We start from the raw sequence: 18,772 nt of genomic DNA, 5'->3' as shown, positions 1-18,772 counted from the left end.
ATCAAACAAATAATCTATGAATAAGTGAGGGATTCTTATGATCGTAACAACAACAACGTCTGTCGAAGGACGGACGATCACAGCCTACCGCGGTATTGTGTTTGGTGAGGTCATTACTGGGATCAACTTCATGCGTGATATCGGCGCCAGTCTCCGCAACGTTTTCGGCGGGCGGTCTCAAGGTTATGAAGAAGAATTAGCTGAGGCACGGACGGAAGCGCTGGACGAAATGGCACAGCGCGCGCGTGATATGGGCGCGGATGCGATTGTTGGAATGAAGATGGATTATGAGGTTTTGGGCGCGGATAATGGCATGCTGATGGTCACTTGTAGTGGGACTGCGGTCGAGCTCAGCAATTAAATCATGACGGTTCAGGATAAATATAGGCAAGGGGAGTTTTCGTAAAAGTGACACCGATTAAATTGATTGCTTCAGATTTGGATCGGACGCTCTTAACAGATGCCGGGGAGTTTCCTCCGCATCTTTTTCAGCGGATCAAGGAATTGAAGGCGGTTGGGATTGAGTTTGTCGCCGCCAGTGGTCGACCGTTGTATACATTGCAGGATATGTTTGCTGCCGAGGCGCCGGAGATGGCGTTGATTGCCGATAATGGTGGGGTGATCACCGTTGATGGTCAAGTCATCAGCAAAACATTATTACCGGTGGCGGCTTATCAGGAAATGGTGACGTTTGTTGAGCGTCAAGGCCTTGGGTTTCCGGTGATTTGCGCCTTGGAAGGGGCTTATTTGAATCGGCGCTATGAGGCCTATCGGGCGGAAATGGCCAAGTTCTATACGCAAGTTTTCTTCGTGGATGATCTGGGCGCGATTGCGGCGGAAGCCAATAAAGTCAGTATTTATTTCCCCAAGATGGATGCGGTGGCTCAAGTTAAAGCGATCTATCAGCCGACTTTCGGCGACCGTTATGCGGTCACAGTTGGTGGCCCTGCTTGGGTGGACATCATGCCCCAAGGTGTCGATAAAGGGGCGGCGATCGTTGAACTGGGTCAGCATTTAGGCATCACGCCGGCTGAAATGATGGCGTTTGGCGACACATTGAATGACGCAGGGATGCTAGCCGCGGTCAAATACAGTTATTTGGTGGCTAATGGCGATGACTTCATGAAAAAGTACGCCAATTATCGCACTGCCAGTAATAATGATTATGGGGTTTTGCAAGAGATCGATCGGGTTTTGGCGGCGGCTAGAGCTGAATAACCAGCTTGACCGTTTCAATTTGGGTCAACAAAAATAGATACCCCGGGGTATCTATTTTTTGTTGGCCTCAAGATCCTGGACGATTTGATGGAAGTCGGTGCCGGAATCGAGTTGGCTATTGTTATAAAAAGTCGCGGCGTAGTTACGCCGGTATTGACTGGGTGTGACTAAATTTCGTTGTTTGAAAACGCGGGTGAAGTAGTGGGCATCTGGGAAGCAACAAGTCCGGCCAATTTCTTCGACCAATTGATTGGTAGTCAACAGGAGGTATTTGGCCAGATCAAGCCGAGCATCGGTCAGGTAGGCCTTGATCGTCGTGCCAAATTCCTGTTTAAAAATACGATTGAGATAGTCCGGGTTGAGGTGGAAATGCAGGGCGATTTGCGGCAAGGTCAGCGTATTTTTCAAATTAACGCGAATCCATTCTCGGATTTGGAACAAGGTCGGTGCCAACAATTGTTGCTGTTGCAGGCGATAGTCATTGGCCAGTTCAATTAGGGCCAGGGTTGTTTGATAATCTCTTAGATCTGGGTGGTCGTTTCGCCGATGACCGCGGTCAAGTAGTTGTTGACCAGCCAGCAAGCTACGGGTCGGATCTTTCAGCTGAAATAAACGGGGCAAGGCAATGATTCTTGGTGTGGTGGCAGCCTTGGACACGATATTTGGGAGCTGACCGCTGAAATGGAACCAGAGAAACTGGGCGGTGCTCTCGCAGGGACGATCACCATCAATCTGTGTTTGGGGCGCTAGACAAAGAACCTGACCTGCCTTGAGCGTGACCGGTTGCTCAGCAATCCTGAGGAAAACCGTCCCAGCCAGACCGATCATGATCTCGGTGTTGTCATGCCGATTGGGCGTGTGGCGCCAGCCGGGCTGTGCCATAAATTTGCCGCTGTTCAGATAGTGAACGGGTTGAGTGATATCGAAATAATTGAGGTCGATCATGGGAAATCTCCTAAAGAGGTCGTTTTTGTCCTCTTTTTCTGCGTGATTGGTTGTATTGGTGAGCGGCAGGACTGATTATACTAAGGCTAACAGTGAAAGGTTAGGGTGATCAGGGTGCAAATCGAGCAAGTCAAGGTCCAAGACGAATTCTGGGATCACTATCGCCGAATTGTCCAAACGGTGGTGGTGCCATATCAGTGGCAGATCATCAGTGATGAAGCCACGGTCAAAATAGAGCGGGCCAATGGCAACTCGTCTGATATGGTTCAACAAAGTCACGCCATTCAAAATTTGAAAATTGCGGCCGGTTTGGCTCAGGGACATTTCTATGGCGAATGGTTTCAGGATTCAGATGTTTATAAATGGTTAGAAACGGTTGCCTATACTTTGCGCTATGCACCTGATCCTGACTTGGAGCAACAGGCGGATCAAGTGGTGGCCCTGATTGGTCAGGCACAGCAGGCCGATGGTTATTTGGATACCTATTTTCAAATCGAGCGTCCCGAGCGCCGCTTCAAGCATATTTCCAAAAGCCACGAATTATATTGTATGGGCCACTATCTCGAGGCAGGCGTGGCGTATTTTAAAACCACCGGTAATCAGCAAGCTCTGGAGATCGCGCTTAAAATGGCCGACTGTCTGGCACGCAATTTTGGCCCCGAGCCTGGGCAACTTCATGGCTATCCAGGCCATCCGGAGCTGGAACTAGCCTTAACGAAATTGGCAGAGCTGACGGGAGCAAGTAAATATCTCGATTTAGCGGCATATCTGATTCATCAACGGGGAACCAAACCGAGCTTTTTTGCTGGTCAAAACAAGCTGAATGTTGGGATTGACGAAGGCTACTGGCCGGGGGTCGAGCCGACTGCGGATCATTATCAGGATCGCGTTCCGTTGATGGCAATGACCCGTGGCGAAGGCCACGCTGTGCGCATGGCCTACTACTAGCTGGTGCAACTCGGGTGGCGTTACTGACGCATGACCAAGCACTTCTGACTGCGTGCCAACGGCTGTGCCGCCACATCAGCGAAAAGCAAATGTATCTGACTGGTGGCGTGGGATCAACGGCCAATGGTGAGGGCTATACGTTCGATTATGATCTGCCTAATGATACGATGTATTGCGAAACTTGTGCTTCCTGTGGCATGGCGTTTTTGTCCCAGGCATTGCTTCAAGCGGACCCAGAAGGCTGGGTGGCCGATCTCTTGGAAACCGAACTCTATAACGGCACCATCAGTGGGATGGCGCTAGATGGTCAACATTATTTCTACGTGAATCCCTTGGAAGTGGAGCCCCAGGCTTGTCGCTTTGATCCACAAAAGGCGCATGTTAAAGCGACTCGTTCAGCGTGGCTAGGGTGTGCTTGCTGCCCGCCCAACTTGGCTCGCCTGATTGCCTCTGTCGATCAATTTATTTATTCCATTAAGGATGAGACCATCTTTAGCCATTTGTTCATTGGAAATGAAGCACGCTTTTCCAATGGGGTGCTGATCAAGCAGTCGGGACACTATCCTTGGTCGGGCGAGCTTGCCTTCCTGATTGACAATCGGTCAGGAAAACAGGATCAAAAGGTGGCCATCCATGTCCCGGCTTGGGCGGCAGAAGACTTCGAAATTCTTAACGATGGTCCGGCCATCAGTTCAGAATTACAGTCAGGATATTTACGGTTCACTGTCCCGGCCGGCTGTTGCTGGCAGTTTGAATTGAAGTTAGCAATGCCGGTGAAGGCGTTACGGGCCGTGCCTCAGATCAAGGCTGATTTGGGTAAGGTCGCGCTCCAACGTGGGCCGGTGGTTTATTGTGCCGAAGAAGTTGATAATGGTCCCGCGCTGCAGCAATTACTGTTGGCAAGTCAGGCTGGGTTCGCCCATCACGCTGACCAGCAAACCTTTGGGATCAGAACCGAATTGATTACGGCCCAGGGATGGCGGCGTTCAGTTGACTCGCGTCAGCCACACCGGCCGTATCAATCTGACCCAATCCAGACAAGTGAACCGCTAACGTTGACCTTTATTCCCTACTTTCTCTGGGCCAATCGCCGCGTTGGCGAAATGACCGTTTGGCTCCCAGAGGCAAACACCACTTTATTTTCGACCGCGCACCAGCTGCATGACTAGTTTAAAAAATGATCAGTGGAGGCCAAGAAAACCTTCACCGATCATTTTTTTGGTTGCTGAATCGTGCTTCGTGCAACTGTCTTTTCTGCTTAACTTCGTCAGGCTTCTGGAAGCGAAGCCCGCTTCCAAAAGTCTGACTAGGTCAATGTTCAAAGTCAAACAGTTGCGCGCCGCGCTTTACGCCTCAAAGCCGTTGTTCTTGCTGGCGTCAGCGAACCAACGACCAGATTGTTTGATGGTTTTGACTTGGGTGTGGATGTTCGTTGAAATCAGGCCATAGCGGTTGCGATAGGCGTTGGCCCAAGACCAGCAGTCGATCGGGGTCCAAACGTGGTAGCCGAAGCAATTGGAACCAGCTTCGATGCCCTTGTGCAGCCAAGTCAGGTGATCGTGCATGAATTTGATCCGGTAGTCATCGTTGACCACCCCATTGGCATCCATAAAGCGTTCTTCTCGAGAAACGCCCATGCCATTTTCGGAAACGAACCAAGGAATATTGTGGTAGTCATCGCGAACGGTCAAGGCGATGTCATAAAGGGCCTTGGGATAGATCTCCCAACCTTTATCCACGTTCATCACCCGGCCAGGCATTTCATAGTTGTTGAAATACTTGGACGGCATCCAATCGGTTAGACTATCAGGCGAGATCTCAGGCCGCTGAACGCGGAAGGGATGGTAGTAATTGACCCCAAGCTGATCGATCGTCTGCTCCCTGATCAGTTGCAGTTCCGCCGGCGTCGCTTGCCAAAGAACGCCATCTTTCTTCAAGGTCGTGACTAATTTCTCGGGGAAGTGACCATTGATCGCAGGATCCAAGAACAATTTGTTGGTCCACAGATCGGCCATTTCAGCGGCGGCTTGGTCGGCGGGATCCGCGGAAGCAGCGTAGGCTGGGGTCAAATTCAGAATGATCCCGATTTTGCCATCGTTGTTGTGGTCCAGACCGCGATATTTCGCCATCGCCTTGGCTGAGGCCAAGGAGAGATTATAAGCGACTTGGACAGCCTTTTTCCCATCAACGATCTTGGGGTAGTGGAATTGATAGAGATATTCGCCATCCACGATGACCATCGGCTCGTTGAAGGTGAACCAATTCTTGACCCGATCGCCGAAGAGTCGGAAACATTGCTCGGCATACTTGGCGTAAAGGTCGGTGACATGCTTGGATTCCCAACCGCCATAACGGTCATAAAGTTCGACGGGCAAGTCAAAGTGATGCAGGTTGATCACAGGGGTAATGCCATTGGCAATGAATTCATTGATCACGTCATTATAAAAGCGAACCCCATCTGGATTGAGACTGGCCGTTTCGAAATCATCGATCAAGCGGGACCATTGGATTGAGGTCCGGACCGTATTCAACCCAACTTCCTTCATCAACTTGATATCCTCGCGGAAACCATGATAGAAGTCCGAAGCTGTATCGGGACCAACATAATTATAGAAATCCTCGGGGGTAATATCGTACCAATGATCGAAGACGTTCACATGTTGCTTATTGAAGCGGCCTTCGCTCTGCGGACCTGATGTGGCGGCACCCCACCAGAAATTATCTGGAAATGTTAATTTCATGTCAAAACCTCTTTCGATTAAATTTTAGGTGATGCTTGCGGATCAGCAACGGCCTTTATGGCGAATAGCTGGCTAGCAAAGTCGTGCGGTTGCGGGCGATTCCAATAATCTGCCGTCCGTTCACTATAATCTTCACTGAAAATGATCCCCAGGTTCATCAGTTCATCACCGTGCACGAGGATCGGCTGGCTGAGCTGGTAGTTGGCATCGATCCGAGCCAATTGATAGGTTTGTTCCGGAACTAGCCCCTGAAGACGCAAGCGGCGATAAGGTGGGTTGGCAGGACTGAGGATCTGGTAAGCGGCGATCAACCCTTGACCACTTTGGCGATCATAAACTTGCCAAGCTGGTTGGTTCGAGGTGAAAGGACTGGCCAGCCGCGTGAACTCCCCGGTCAGCAGTAAATGCTGTTGCTGCTTAACAAAAGCAATTTGACGTTTGATCTGAGCCAATTCCGCCTCACTTAACTTCGTGATATCCAACTCGTAACCGAAAGTCCCAAACATCGCCACATCACCCCGAGTTTGGAGCGGCGTGACCCGCCCAACTTGATGATTCGGCACTGCGGAAACATGGCTGCTGATTGCTTGAAGTGGATAACCTAGCGAGGCGCCATATTGGATCTTCAGACGCTCGATCGCATCGGTATCGTCACTGGCCCAAGCTTGGGGCGCGTAGTACAGCATGCCCGCATCGAAACGACCACCACCCCCAGCGCAAGATTCGATCATCAGTTCAGGGAAGCTCTGCGCCAGCAGACTGTAAAGATGGTACACCCCCATAATGTAACGATGGTAGAGTTCTCCTTGTTGCCGCGCCGACAGATAAGGAGAGAAGGCCTCGGAAATGTAGCGATTCATGTCCCATTTAAGATAGTCGATTTTTGTGCTGCGCAAGATCGCGGCCATTTGCTCGAAGATTGCCGTGACGACTTGCGGGTTGCTAAAGTCTAAAACATATTGATTGCGTCCGTGGGAAATTTTTTTGTCAGGATGACCTAAGCGCCATTCCGGGTGGGCCTGAAAAAGTGGCGTGTCGGTTGAAATCATTTCCGGTTCGAACCACAGGCCAAACTTCAAGCCTAATTGATGGATCGCGCTCACCAAATGAGGCAGACCCGCCGGCAGTTTGTGACGATCGACCGTCCAGTTCCCTAGCGAACCATTATCACTATCCCGCCGGCCAAACCAACCGTCATCCAGGACGAACAAATCGAGTCCCACCGCTTGGGCCTTAGTCGCCAGTTGCAACAATTTGGTTTCATTGAAGTCGAAGTAGGTGGCCTCCCAATTGTTGATCAAGATCGGTTTAGGCTGATCCGCCCAACGCTGATCGATCAAATGCCGCCGATAAAAGTCATGAAACTCATGACTCATCCCATTTAGTCCAGTGGTGGTACAACTCAAGACCACTTCCGGCGTTTGGAAACTCGTTCCTGGCGTCAGTTGCCACGTAAATTGTGTCGGTGAGATCCCCAGCGACAGGCGGGTAACCGCGTAATTATCCACTTCGACCTGCGCCAAGAAGTTGCCACTATAAAGGAGTGCGGCGCCATAGACTTGACCTTGTTGTTCGTCAGCGTTGGTGGCGGCTAAGGCGATGAAGGGATTGTGCTGATGACTGCTGGCGCCGCGATCACTGTCGATGCTCATCCGACCGACCATCAAGGGCCGCCGCTCGATCTGCATCTCTTTGGCCCAAGCGCCATGCAAATGAATCAAGTCATAATCAGCGCTAGGCAGATCAAGATTAACGCTCAAGGCCTTGGTCAGTTGGTAAGTCGTCTCACTTTGCAGTGAATTACTGAAGGTGCTACTGCGAATGATCAGCGCGTTGGTCGTGTTGATCGTGTAATGTAATTGCAAGGTGAGCGGCGAATTCTCATCGCGCAAGGTGATCGTCAAAGTAGCCGCAGTTTCATCATCGTAACGGGCGTGGGGCAGCTCACCAAGATCAGGATAACCTGGCGTGATTTGATAGCTGACATATTTAAAGGCCGTGATCTCGTCACCGTCAGGATAACGAATCGCGTAAGCCCCCTGACGGAAATCAGTCGTCCCAAAAACAGGATATTCTTGCCGGATCGCTTCCAGAGAGGTCGTATAATTACCCGTCAATAAATTGTTGCCCGGTCGGATCTCCCGCTCGTTCAAATGACCATCAAGGCTGGGTTGCTGGATCCGTGGACCATAATAGTAGTTTTCCAATTGACCGATCTTCGGAATCACCCGAAAAAGGTAGCTGATCTTGTCATTATGAAGGTGGAAAACCAAGTGTTGTTGATCTACTTGAATCAAATCAGTCGTCTGCATCAATAAAGAATCCTCGAATCTGATCGCTGACCTTCGGCAAATACTCATGCCCGTATTCTGGCAGAACAAGTAAATGCTTCTTAGCCGTGATCTTATTATAAGTTGCGAATTGGGTGATCGGTGGCACGGTGGTATCTTGGAGCCCCATGGACCAGTAAACCTCACCACGGATCCGAGACGCTAAGTTCTGAATATCGATATATTCCAAGGTGTGGAAAATCTCGGCTTCGCGCTGATGAAGCGGATCGCGAAATTGGAACCAATAAGGAATCTCCTCGAAGGCTGACGTTTGCGCGCCCATTTGATAGGCTTTGCGATAATCGGATAAGAACGGATAACTAACTTGGATCCGATAGATCTCAGGCACCAAACTGGCGCAAGCAATAGCGAGCCCACCACCCTGGGAAGCCCCCGTCGCATAAACCCGCTCGCGATCGACCCCAGGATAATTCATCAAGATCCGCGCCGCTTGGGCCGTATCCAAGAAAACACTGCGATAATACAGCGCCTCTGGACCGGCCTCCATCCCGCGAATGATCAAGCCTTTCATCGCGTCACCTCGAGGCACCGCCGCCATTTCCGACGTGCCACCTTGGCCCCGCGCATCCATCGCCAGAACCACATACCCTTCCGCGGCCCAACCGAACTTGTCTTGATAATCTCCAGAGTCACAATGATAACCGTGAAACATCACCATGCCCTTATGTGCTTGACGCGCGTCATAATTCTTGGGCAGAATCAGCTGACAGTGAATCCGCGCCCCTTGCACGCCAGCAAAATAAAGATCATAGGCCTGCGCGACCCGTGACGGAATCGCAACAGGCGCCGTCGAATAATCCAGCGGCAAAGCCTGCATTTCCGCCAAGGCCCGATCCCAAAAGTCATCGAAATCATCAGGCTTTTGCGCACTCCCAGCATACTTTTTACCCACTTCAAGATCGATCATCATTTAACCCCTTTTCAAATCCCATTTTGGTCAAGTTTTAGTTTCAAGAATAAAGTACAGCGTTTTCATTAATTAGTATAGACTATTAAAATGCGATGTCAATAAAATGTCTGAAAATCATCGATCCGAACGAGGAGGTATAAAAAAACCGTCAACATCAGGTCGGCGGTTTGGCGGCATAATTAGAAGGTCAGCAAAGCTTTTAGACATTTCCTTGATTGATATCCAAAACCGTATAACTGCGTGCGTCGTAACGGTTACGTGAAAATGAGTACTCAAAAGGAGTGCCATCTGAAAGCCAAGCAACCTGTTCAACCTCCAGAACCGGATCATTTGGCTCGCACAACAAATACTTGATATCATATTCATCTGCAAAAATCGCATGGATTTTTCGATAAGCACCACTTAACTTTAGGCCAACATCAAATTTCAGATAGTCGTAAATTGAATGATAGAGAATTTCTTCAGAAAGGTTTGGCATTAATTTTTGCGGCATGTAGGTATGCTCAAGCACATAGGGCTTATCGTCAATGAGTCTCAGTCGAATGATATCAAAAACAGGTTCGTTTTTGTTGAGCTTGAGGTGACTTTGAAGTTCTTCGTTCGGAAAGAGAATATCAAAACGAATAATCTGGCTGGAAACTCGATCTTGTCCGAAAAAAGCTGTTAGGCCACGGTGTTCATCAGCGGGAGAGTTGGTTTCAATTTTTAAGGAAATGTCGCCCATAACATGCGTGCCATCACCGCGACGAGTATATATCAATCCTTCCATAGCCAGTGTATCGAGCGCCTTCTTAATCGTCATTCGACTAACACCAAATTCTTCGGCAAGCGATACTTGATCAGGCATTAACTCGTTAGGTTGATAGTCTCCAGCATTGATACGTTTTCGTAGATGATTGGCAATCTGTTCGTATTTAGGTGTTTTCTTCATCGTGCTTGCTCCTGTATCTTTATTAGATTTTCATATTCGTGATAAGTGCAACTAAATTTATCATACCAGATTTGTTTATTTACCGTGATTGAAAAGCCTAATTCTTTTAGACATTTCAAAACACATCCTTGCTGTATGATATGGACCTTTCCATTGGTCACCAATTGGCAAAGGATGGCCAATTGAGTCCGTTCGTAACCCATTTGTCTCAGTTCGATAGGCAAACCACTCGCTATTGTCTCTAGAATCAACCAACCAACGCCTAATATAGGCCCAAGTTTCGGTGGCATCTTTTAAATACATTGTGTTAGAGGTGCGTTGATATTGCTGGTAGAAACCGGTTACTGCCTCTGCTTGAATCCACCATGTCTTTGTTCGATTCATTTTTCCCGATCGCAGGGTGTCATTTAGAGCACCGAAAGATGAGTCGCGTCCTTGCGCGGCGACATTGTGTGCGAGCTGCTGCAACGTTGCGCTTAACTTTTGGTCTTTGATATTGACTAAGTCTAGTGCCTCTGCCAAAAGCCAGCTGGTCTCAATGTCATGGCCGAACGAAATGTGATCATCAATGGGTTGCCAGTCGGAAGTGAATTCTTGATAACAAAATCCGTGATTGGTGATGATCACGTCGCGAAAAATGGCTAGTAGTGAGGTGACGGCGTTTTTGACTGCGGCATCATGTTCACAGCGATAGAGATTCGCAAAAGCTTCTAACAGGTGCAAATGGGTATTCGTCGTAAAGACCAAATTGGGTTGTGGTGTGGCCACCTGGCTGATTGCCTTAGGCTGCCAAGTTTTGGTGAACTCTTCGTGATATCCAGGCCTATCCTGGATGCTGGCATGATCAGTAATCAAATTAAAAGTTTGTTTCGCTAATGTTAACGCCTTAATGCTGCCGGTTGCTAGGTAGTACTCTGATAAACCATAGATGGCAAAGGCCTGAGCGTAAAGATGCTTGATAGGATTGATTGGCTTGCCCAGATAGTCGACTAACCAATAGATTCCGCCATCAGCCTGGTCCCAGAGGTGTTGCTCGATGAAGTCAAAGGCCTGATCGGCACATTGACGCCAGCGTTGATCCTTGGTTAAAGCAAATGCTCGAGCGTAAGTCCATAAGTAGCGACTGGTCATGACACCGCCCTTGACGGCATGAGGTTGTTTCTGCTGGTCGAAATCAATTTCGCCAATGAAGCCGCCAAACTTTGGATCGATCATTTGCGACCAGAAGGTTAGGATTCGTTCTGCTTCTAAACGGAAATCGAGGTCATTCATACTTTGAATCACTCATTTCAAAATAAATGTAAAGATCAATCTTGCAATTGTCTATATTTATTATATACTAAAGCTAGATTTTTGAAAGCGTTTTGAGTCATTTATCTTTTGAATGGCAAATCTGGGAATATTTGAAAGGAAGTGGTCTGATGGAGGCAATCAAAGGCGTGACATTTGGTTATATGAGTCAACGTGGTGAGTGGACTTCGGCTGCCGCGGCAGAATCATTAGCATTGATGCAAGCGCGAACTAGTTGTAATACGGTGATCCTACCAGTAGTTGTTGAACAGGCAGATCCGTTTAGCGTTGAGATCAATTGGCGGGATGAAACGGTTCTGGCCGATGCAGAGGTACTGGCGATGGCCCGATTAGCTGGAGGTCGCGGACTAAACGTGATTTTGAAGCCGATGGTCAATTTAACCGATGGCCATTGGCGGGCCTTGATTAATTTCTTTGATCATCCGGCACCGTGTGAACCTAGCTGGGATCAATGGTTTGCCGCTTACACTGAGTTTATGTTGCATTACGCCAACTTAGCCGAACAGATGCAGGCGCAGATGTTGGTGATCGGTTGCGAGTTGGTCAATACAGATCGCCGAGAGCAGGAGTGGCGTCAATTGATCAGCCAAATTCGCCAGATCTATCACGGATTGATTACTTATAACTGTGACAAATACCAGGAAGATGGTGTGCAATGGTGGGATGCGGTCGATGTGATCTCAAGCTCGGGTTACTATCCGATCAATGATTGGCCAGCCCAATTAGCGCGAATCAAGAAAGTTGTGGATCACTTTGATAAGCCGTTTTTCTTTTGTGAGGCGGGGTGTCCTAGCCGCCATGGTAGCGAATATCTTCCCAATGACTGGACGCTGGCAGGCGAAGTTGATCTCACCGCTCAGGCAGAATGGTATAGGTCAATGTTTGACCAGACCGCGCAGCAAACTTGGGTGCGTGGTTTTGGTCTTTGGGATTGGAAAGCGCAACTTTATCCCTTGAGTGAAGCAACCAGTAATGATGATTATGCCCTTTACGGCAAACCGGCAGAGCAACTTATCAAAAATAAATATGAACTTTTTAAATAAAAGACTACACAAATGAAAATCAATGTGCTATCATTTTACCTGAAAGCGATTTCCAATCATTAGGAGGATGTTAGAATGAAAAAGCGTTTAGCATTATTAGCAGGCGTTTCAGCAGCACTCGTTTTATTATTGGGCGCATGTGGCAGCAAAGATTCAGGCTCTGGCTCCGCAAAGGATAAGACAGAAACAATCACCTTCATCAACCACAAGACCGACTGGACCACTAACGGCAAGTGGAAGGCGTACATGAAGGAGTTTAACAAGAAATATCCTAATATCAAGGTTAAAATCGAAACGATCACGGATTACGCTGGGCAAATGAAGACTCGGATGAACTCCGATCAATATGGTGATTTATTCATGTTACCTGATACCATCAAGCCGAAAGATTATGCCCACTTTGTAGAACCTTTGGGTAAGAAAGCAACATTGGAAAAGAAATACCTAGGCTTAACGAATAAATCATATAATGGTACGACTTACGGGATCCCCTCGCAACTGAACGCATCAGGGATGGTCGTTAATATGATGGTCTTTAAAGATGCTGGGATCAAGACATTCCCAAAGACAACTGAAGGATTCATCAAGGCCTTGAAGACAATCAAGGAAAAAAATCCTGAAGTAACGCCGTTGTACACGAACTATGCGGCGGGTTGGACTTTGGCAAACTGGGATTTCACGCGCCCAGGTATCACTGGCGACAAGCAAGTTACGAATAAACTTTTGACTGATAAAGCACCGTTCACTAAGGGTAAAGTGATGTACACAATCTATGACACTTTATATCAAGTTGCTCATGACGGTCTGATCGAATCAGATCCGACGACCAGCGATTGGGAACAATCAAAAGTCGACATGGCCAATAACAAGATTGGTGTGATGGTCTTAGGCAGCTGGGCTGTTCCCCAAGTTCAAGATGCAAACAAAGAAAATGCGGATAATATTACTTTCCAAACCTTCCCAGCCACTGCTGAAGATGGTGATCAGTATATTAGTGTCGGCGCCGACTACAACTACGCAATCAATGTTCACAGTAAACATAAAGCTGCGGCACGGAAATTGCTGAACTGGTTGGTCAATGATTCTGATTACGCCAAAGATAATGGTGGTTTACCAACCTTGAAAGGCGCTGAGTATCCGGCAGCTCTGAAGTCAATGCAAGAATCTGGTGTGAAGCTGATCGAACCAGCCGCGGCACCAAAAGGTAAAGAATCTCTATTCTCCGAAATTGATGATGCTTCTGAGATCGGTCTTGATACTACAGATAAGACAAAACAACGGATCATTGAAGCAGCCGTCGGTAACTCTAAGGAAAGCTTTAACGATATTATGAAAGATTTGAATACGAAATGGGCGGACGCCATTAAAACCGTTGGCTCAAACTAATTGAAGCGATTGCTAAAAGTCGAGGTATTTCGATCGAGAATCGAGATACCTCGTTTGGGATAGTGGCTGATTGTCTGTTCATGACAGGGACACTAACATTAAAGATTTTCAGAACGGATTACCGCTCTAGAGATATACTGTTTCAATCAAATCGAGTATCAAGATAAGATTTAGCGCTCAAGTAACGTCACTATTTTTTGCTTGCGGCACTGTGAATGAAGGGTGTGTTTAGGTTGAAAAATTCAAAGTCAGGAAGTTTTGACTACCGAAAGCAGAAGAGACTGATTGTGGTTCTGTTTACTGTGATTCCTGTGATTCTGTTACTGGTTTTTTCGTATTATCCGTTGGTTAAGATGATTCAATATAGTTTGACAGACTGGGATGGGTTTTCACCTTCGAGTAATTTTGTGGGCCTGAAAAACTATAAAACGGTTTTTACTAATCCAACTTACTTTTCCGTATTCCGAACCAGTTTGTATTATTTCATCGCGACTTTCTTTCAATTAGGGTTCGCCCTGTTGTTTGCGACTTTGCTTTCGTTTAAAGTAAAGTTCGCTAATTTCTGGAAAGGGGTTCTTTTCTTCCCTTATTTGTTGAATGGGGTTGCGATTGGGTTCATTTTCCTATATTTCTACAAGCAACAGGGGACCTTGGACACTGTCATGAACTTCTTCGGATTACACAATCAGATCAAGTTATGGTTAGGCGACCGTTCGATCAATAATATTTCGCTGGCATTCACCTCGGTTTGGCGTTACACCGGATTCAACTTCTTGATTTTTCTGGGAGCGATTCAGTCGATCAATCCAGAGGTTTATGAGGCCGCGGAAATGGACGGCGCTAACCGGTGGAATCAATTCAAGTATATTATTATTCCAGGAATCAAAGAGATCCTGTTCTTGAATATTATTCTTGGAGTTAGTGGCTCCTTGAGCGTCTTTGATATTCCTTATATTATGACAAGTGGTTCCAATGGGACCAATACTTTTGTGATCCAGACCATTGATACGGCCTTTAAATATAACAAGCTAGGTTTGGCCTCGGCGATGGCAATCATTTTGTTACTGATCGTTATTGTTGTCACGGTAATTCAGAGAGTAGCTACGAGAGAAAGGAGCGCCAATTAAGATGAAAAAATTTACAGTATCAGCTTTCTTTAAATATCTGATCCTAGTTATTGGCGCGATTATCGCAATCCTCCCAATTTTAGTTGTCTTTATCGGGTCCTTTAAGTCGAACAATGAATTTTTGACTAGTGGTGTATTAAGTTTTCCGAAGCATCTGGATTTCAGTAATTACAAAACGGCCTTTGTTAATGGTCAGATGTTGGTTGGCTTCAAGAATACGGCGATCATCTTTGTTATCAGTATGGCCGGTAAATTATTACTAGGTTCAGCCTTCGCTTATGCGATCAATCGCTTCGATTTTAAGTTGAAAAAGCCAATCATGAGCTTATTCATGGTGGCGATGTTAATTCCTGCAATCACCAGCCAAGTTGCGACTTTCCAGTTGGTCAATAGTATGGGCTTATTCAATAAAATCTGGTCTGTGATCATCTTGAATCTAGGAACCGATGTGGTTTCGATTTATATCTTTATGCAATATTTGAATGAGATTCCTGTTTCACTAGATGAGTCGGCCTTCCTTGATGGCGCGAACTACTTTCAAATTTTTGGCAAGATAATTTTGCCCAACTTGAAGGCACCAATGGTTACTATTTTGATCATCAGTGGTGTGCAAATTTATAATGATTTCTATAATCCCTTCTTGTATATGCCTGATCCAAGTTTGAAAGTGATCTCAACGGCGCTGTTTGCCTTTAAGGGACCATATGGGACTAATTGGCCAGTTATTCTGGCGGGTGTGGTCATCGTGATCCTACCAATCTTAATTGTCTTCCTAGCCTTACAAAAGTACATTTATAATGGTGTGGTTGGCTCAGTGAAATAGATTTGTTTGCGAAGGGAGTTGCCTATTGTTGAAAAAGCCTAGTAAATTAGTTATCGCAGTCGAGAAGTTTTATCAGTTAGTCAAAACCTCCTGTTTATTTTGGTTAAATCTATTACGGGGGTTTCTGGTCTATGGCTGGTTACCAGCTGGCTTTTATGCAGGATGGTATTGGCAACGACCGGCCGAAGGTGCGAAGTATCAGCGACATGCTTATCATTTTAGCTTACCAAAGCAAAATCTGCTGTCGTTTCTAGCTACACTTTATCTGGGTAGTATTTTCTTTCTGGGCCATTTCTTAAAGCATGTCCGGCAAGTAGCTATCGGCTGGCAACTCTTGTTACTTGTTTGGATGTTAGCTGGTGCCTTATATCTTGTATACCTGACGGCTTTGGTCTGGTACTTACGGCAGAAGCAACGCATCGAAGGTCAGGAGTTTTTGCAGGCCTTAGTGATATTGGTGCAAAAGCCGCTAACAAGTCTAACCTTGCTTCTGTGTTTAACTGCTTTAGTGTTCCTCGCATACTTGAGCCTGCCACTATTTCTCTTGCTGGGTCCTGGTGGTTATGTAGCGTTGACTGACGCAATTCTTGCTCGGACCTGTGATTTGACAGTTGCTGCTTGAGCGAGGCTGTGAAAATGAAAAGAGCTTGTTTCGCCTTGGAGCGAGACAAGCTCTTTTCATACTTAGAAATATCAAGCGCGTCATCAGTGAAAACCGTAATTGCGAGGAGCGATTGAAGGTTGCTTGGCTCTGATGAAGCTTAATGCGAGTGGGTTGGGTGAATGGGGCGCAATTCCTTCTCGGTAGCGTCATTTTATGAAAAATGTCGAATGTGCGTCGGGCAATCTGCGATTAGAGGATAATCTCCCGAGATAAAGCCGCCAGTAAAGACTTGATAACCTTATTTGGCGATTAAGCAAATAGAGCTATCCTATTGGAAAAATAAGAATTGTCCCACTTATCCTTCTTAAAAATAAGCGAAAACATTCGCACTCGTAGGGCCCAAGTGCTAGAATAAGAATGCATTAGCAAAACGAATGGAGGAATTTCATGTCAGTTTTAACTGAGACTTATACATTAACGAACGGTGTCAAAATTCCTAAAGTTGCTTTTGGGACATGGCAGATTCCTAATGGTGATCCTGCTTATAATTCCGTCAAAGTTGCTTTGGAGAATGGTTATCGTCATATCGATACCGCCAAAGCATACGGTAATGAGAAGAGTGTCGGCCAAGCGATCCGGGATTCTGGGATCGACCGCAAAGATATCTTTGTGACATCGAAATTACCAGCGGAGATCAAGACCTATGAAGGTGCGTTAAAGGCTTTCGATGAAACAATGGCTGATCTAGATATTGATTATTTGGATCTTTACATTATTCATGCACCATGGCCATGGAATGAAATCGGCAAGAATTGCGATCAAGGTAATCTTGATGCTTGGCGGGCTTTAGAAGAGATTTACGCCAGTGGTCGTGTTCGTGCCATTGGGGTTTCCAACTTTGCAGTTCGGGATCTAGAGAATCTGTTACCTAACGCTAAAGTCAAGCCAATGGTCAACCAGATCCAATATTATGTCGGGTTTACCGAACCTAAGATCACGAAATATTCTGAGGATAACGGTCTGTTGATCGAGGCGTACTCACCATTAGCAACTGGTCGGATGTTGACCAATGAACATGTGGTGGCGATTGCTAAGAAATATGACGTTACCACAGCTCAATTGGCGATTCGTTTCTGTATCGAGAATGGCGCTTTGCCATTGCCTAAAGCGGTGACCCCAGCTCATATCGTCAGCAACAAGGAACTTGATTTTACCATTTCAGCCGAAGATATGGCTGTCTTGAACAGTTTAGCTGATACGACTAATGGTAGTAATCATAACCCAACACAAGGTTAGTCATTAAACAAGGTTAGTCATTAAATCATTTGCATGATCCATTTCAAAAGACCCAGTCGATCCACGAAGCGGCAAAGTTAGTCATAACTTTGGTGCTCAATGTGATTGACTGGGTCTTTTTAGTGTGTGGAACAGAGTTTGTAAAGAGATTAACGTTTTGGTTAATGTTCAGTTCTTAATGATTAGCTATAGTAAACATTAAACTTGATATCCTGATCATGATTGCCGAAGCCGCTACCGAAAAGTGTGACGCCACCTACATGGTTAGCGTTATCTTTGACTTGGATCCGAAAGTCCCAAATGTCATTTTTACCGTCGAAATCGTTGATGCTCACGTCAGATAGGGCGTCACCATCAATGTAAGTGCCGTTGTCCTTGGTTAACCGTAACGTCTTGAGTAAACCATACTGGTTAATGTTAGTTGGCCACCAATCAGGTGTGTATTTACCTCGAGCGTCGCCGAAATCACCAGGACTAGTCCAAGTGCCTAATTCCGTCCCATTCAAGGAGAAGGTGATATCGGAAGGCCATTCATTATTTGTAAACGGAAATTCAGAAGAGATCTCGAAACTGATGTCGATTTGTTCTAGACGCTCATCTGGCTTGAGCAGATTGGGCGTTTTATATTCAACGAAGCCTTTGGTGAACCAAAGAATCCCCGCATCCATCCGTTGCGCATCCATGAAGAATTTAGGCTCATCAACTTCGCCAATGAAGCTTTCGCGCGTGGCCAGACCACAAGTGGGGGCGACATTATAATCAACATAGTGACCAACCGGAATTGAGGCCGTATGCGTTTCAAATGAATGGTAGATTTTCTGAGGAAATTCCACGTCAATATGGTCAACCTTAAGAATTGAAATTTTCTGAATGCCTGATTTCCCGGGAACACGTTCGGTTTTGATAATGCCCGCTTGCTCCAATTTATTGACGTGTTTGGTGACGATCGCACTACTTAGCCCTAAGCTAGCAGCCAATTCCTTGATGTTCATCTTATTGGTTGAGAGCAGCTGGATGATTCTGAGCCGGACATCGCTGGCCAGCGCTTCATAGACAGGTAGGGAAGCTGAAGAGATATCTAATTGCATGATATTCACGTAACCTTTTCGTTTATTATTGCTTATGTAATTAATATAAA

The 18,772-nt window shown here is 46.6% G+C and carries 17 protein-coding genes; 10 read left to right on the top strand and 7 right to left on the bottom strand.

The features are described from left to right. The first annotated feature begins 37 nt into the window (after positions 1-37). Both ACYVSB_RS00755 and ACYVSB_RS00750 read left to right on the top strand, forming a co-directional pair. The gene (locus ACYVSB_RS00755) at positions 38-361 is read left to right on the top strand and encodes a putative heavy metal-binding protein (RefSeq protein WP_461218026.1); all 324 of its coding nucleotides are present in this window, start codon (positions 38-40) and stop codon (positions 359-361) included. A gap of 47 nt (positions 362-408) precedes the next feature. Next, a complete protein-coding gene (locus ACYVSB_RS00750) occupies positions 409-1,218 on the top strand; it encodes a Cof-type HAD-IIB family hydrolase (protein ID WP_461218025.1) in 810 nt (269 codons plus the stop codon). 51 nt (positions 1,219-1,269) lie between these two features. On the opposite strand, the gene ACYVSB_RS00745 is transcribed toward ACYVSB_RS00750, so the two are convergent. Further along, positions 1,270-2,163 (bottom strand): AraC family transcriptional regulator, encoded by an 894-nt coding sequence (locus ACYVSB_RS00745; RefSeq protein ID WP_461218024.1) that lies wholly within the window; start codon positions 2,161-2,163, stop codon positions 1,270-1,272. 114 nt (positions 2,164-2,277) lie between these two features. Between ACYVSB_RS00745 and ACYVSB_RS00740 the strand changes: the two genes are divergently transcribed. Together ACYVSB_RS00740 and ACYVSB_RS00735 are read left to right on the top strand one after the other, a co-directional pair. Next, complete coding sequence (locus tag ACYVSB_RS00740) at positions 2,278-3,111, top strand: beta-L-arabinofuranosidase domain-containing protein (RefSeq protein WP_461218023.1); 834 nt, start codon at positions 2,278-2,280, stop codon at positions 3,109-3,111. A 14-nt stretch (positions 3,112-3,125) separates the two neighbouring features. After that, positions 3,126-4,280, top strand: coding sequence for a glycoside hydrolase family 127 protein (locus ACYVSB_RS00735; RefSeq protein ID WP_461218022.1), 1,155 nt, complete (start codon positions 3,126-3,128; stop codon positions 4,278-4,280). 177 nt (positions 4,281-4,457) lie between these two features. Here the strand turns inward: ACYVSB_RS00735 and ACYVSB_RS00730 are convergent, their stop codons facing one another. From ACYVSB_RS00730 to ACYVSB_RS00710, 5 genes are all read right to left on the bottom strand, one after another. Beyond that, positions 4,458-5,852, bottom strand: a complete 1,395-nt coding sequence (locus ACYVSB_RS00730) for a glycoside hydrolase family 1 protein (RefSeq protein ID WP_461218021.1) — start codon at positions 5,850-5,852, stop codon at positions 4,458-4,460. A gap of 17 nt (positions 5,853-5,869) precedes the next feature. Further along, positions 5,870-8,164: an alpha-galactosidase gene (locus ACYVSB_RS00725; RefSeq protein ID WP_461218020.1), complete on the bottom strand. Its 2,295-nt coding sequence runs from the start codon at positions 8,162-8,164 to the stop codon at positions 5,870-5,872. Further along, complete coding sequence (locus ACYVSB_RS00720) at positions 8,151-9,110, bottom strand: acetylxylan esterase (protein WP_461218019.1); 960 nt, start codon at positions 9,108-9,110, stop codon at positions 8,151-8,153. Before ACYVSB_RS00720 ends, ACYVSB_RS00725 begins: the two co-directional genes overlap by 14 nt. 202 nt (positions 9,111-9,312) lie before the next feature. Further along, positions 9,313-10,044, bottom strand: a complete 732-nt coding sequence (locus ACYVSB_RS00715) for a GntR family transcriptional regulator (protein ID WP_461218018.1) — start codon at positions 10,042-10,044, stop codon at positions 9,313-9,315. 75 nt (positions 10,045-10,119) lie between these two features. Further along, the gene (locus ACYVSB_RS00710) at positions 10,120-11,316 is read right to left on the bottom strand and encodes an AGE family epimerase/isomerase (protein WP_461218017.1); all 1,197 of its coding nucleotides are present in this window, start codon (positions 11,314-11,316) and stop codon (positions 10,120-10,122) included. A 149-nt stretch (positions 11,317-11,465) separates the two neighbouring features. Here ACYVSB_RS00710 and ACYVSB_RS00705 point away from each other — a divergent pair, with 149 nt between their 5' ends. The 6 genes from ACYVSB_RS00705 (at position 11,466) to ACYVSB_RS00680 (ending at position 17,634) form a co-directional block, all read left to right on the top strand. Continuing rightward, on the top strand, positions 11,466-12,398 hold the full coding sequence (locus ACYVSB_RS00705; RefSeq protein WP_461218016.1) for a glycoside hydrolase family 113: 933 nt from the start codon (positions 11,466-11,468) through the stop codon (positions 12,396-12,398). Positions 12,399-12,473: 75 nt separating this feature from the next. Then, the gene (locus ACYVSB_RS00700) at positions 12,474-13,784 is read left to right on the top strand and encodes an ABC transporter substrate-binding protein (RefSeq protein WP_461218015.1); all 1,311 of its coding nucleotides are present in this window, start codon (positions 12,474-12,476) and stop codon (positions 13,782-13,784) included. Positions 13,785-13,999: 215 nt separating this feature from the next. Further along, positions 14,000-14,911, top strand: coding sequence for a carbohydrate ABC transporter permease (locus ACYVSB_RS00695; RefSeq protein WP_461218014.1), 912 nt, complete (start codon positions 14,000-14,002; stop codon positions 14,909-14,911). Then, positions 14,907-15,734 (top strand): carbohydrate ABC transporter permease, encoded by an 828-nt coding sequence (locus ACYVSB_RS00690; protein ID WP_461218215.1) that lies wholly within the window; start codon positions 14,907-14,909, stop codon positions 15,732-15,734. The genes ACYVSB_RS00695 and ACYVSB_RS00690 overlap by 5 nt, the downstream gene beginning before the upstream one ends. A 25-nt stretch (positions 15,735-15,759) precedes the next feature. Next, on the top strand, positions 15,760-16,356 hold the full coding sequence (locus ACYVSB_RS00685) for a hypothetical protein (protein ID WP_461218013.1): 597 nt from the start codon (positions 15,760-15,762) through the stop codon (positions 16,354-16,356). Positions 16,357-16,785: 429 nt separating this feature from the next. Next, complete coding sequence (locus tag ACYVSB_RS00680; protein ID WP_461218012.1) at positions 16,786-17,634, top strand: aldo/keto reductase; 849 nt, start codon at positions 16,786-16,788, stop codon at positions 17,632-17,634. Positions 17,635-17,816: 182 nt separating this feature from the next. Here the strand turns inward: ACYVSB_RS00680 and ACYVSB_RS00675 are convergent, their stop codons facing one another. Further along, positions 17,817-18,722, bottom strand: a complete 906-nt coding sequence (locus ACYVSB_RS00675; protein WP_461218011.1) for an ArsR/SmtB family transcription factor — start codon at positions 18,720-18,722, stop codon at positions 17,817-17,819. Between the last annotated feature and the right edge of the window lie 50 nt (positions 18,723-18,772).

It is taken from the genome of Lapidilactobacillus salsurivasis (assembly GCF_054785215.1).
Note: the sequence above shows the minus strand (reverse complement) of the source record. Positions and strands in the feature narration are given on the sequence as shown.

Excerpts from the sequence above, each read along its gene's own strand:
- ACYVSB_RS00755 (WP_461218026.1), top strand. The coding sequence starts at position 38 with ATGATCGTAACAACAACAACGTCTGTCGAAGGACGGACGATCACAGCC.
- ACYVSB_RS00745 (WP_461218024.1), bottom strand. The coding sequence starts at position 2,163 with ATGATCGACCTCAATTATTTCGATATCACTCAACCCGTTCACTATCTG.
- ACYVSB_RS00730 (WP_461218021.1), bottom strand. The coding sequence starts at position 5,852 with ATGAAATTAACATTTCCAGATAATTTCTGGTGGGGTGCCGCCACATCA.
- ACYVSB_RS00725 (WP_461218020.1), bottom strand. The coding sequence starts at position 8,164 with ATGCAGACGACTGATTTGATTCAAGTAGATCAACAACACTTGGTTTTC.
- ACYVSB_RS00720 (WP_461218019.1), bottom strand. The coding sequence starts at position 9,110 with ATGATCGATCTTGAAGTGGGTAAAAAGTATGCTGGGAGTGCGCAAAAG.
- ACYVSB_RS00715 (WP_461218018.1), bottom strand. The coding sequence starts at position 10,044 with ATGAAGAAAACACCTAAATACGAACAGATTGCCAATCATCTACGAAAA.
- ACYVSB_RS00710 (WP_461218017.1), bottom strand. The coding sequence starts at position 11,316 with ATGAATGACCTCGATTTCCGTTTAGAAGCAGAACGAATCCTAACCTTC.
- ACYVSB_RS00705 (WP_461218016.1), top strand. The coding sequence starts at position 11,466 with ATGGAGGCAATCAAAGGCGTGACATTTGGTTATATGAGTCAACGTGGT.
- ACYVSB_RS00700 (WP_461218015.1), top strand. The coding sequence starts at position 12,474 with ATGAAAAAGCGTTTAGCATTATTAGCAGGCGTTTCAGCAGCACTCGTT.
- ACYVSB_RS00695 (WP_461218014.1), top strand. The coding sequence starts at position 14,000 with ATGAAGGGTGTGTTTAGGTTGAAAAATTCAAAGTCAGGAAGTTTTGAC.
- ACYVSB_RS00680 (WP_461218012.1), top strand. The coding sequence starts at position 16,786 with ATGTCAGTTTTAACTGAGACTTATACATTAACGAACGGTGTCAAAATT.
- ACYVSB_RS00675 (WP_461218011.1), bottom strand. The coding sequence starts at position 18,722 with ATGCAATTAGATATCTCTTCAGCTTCCCTACCTGTCTATGAAGCGCTG.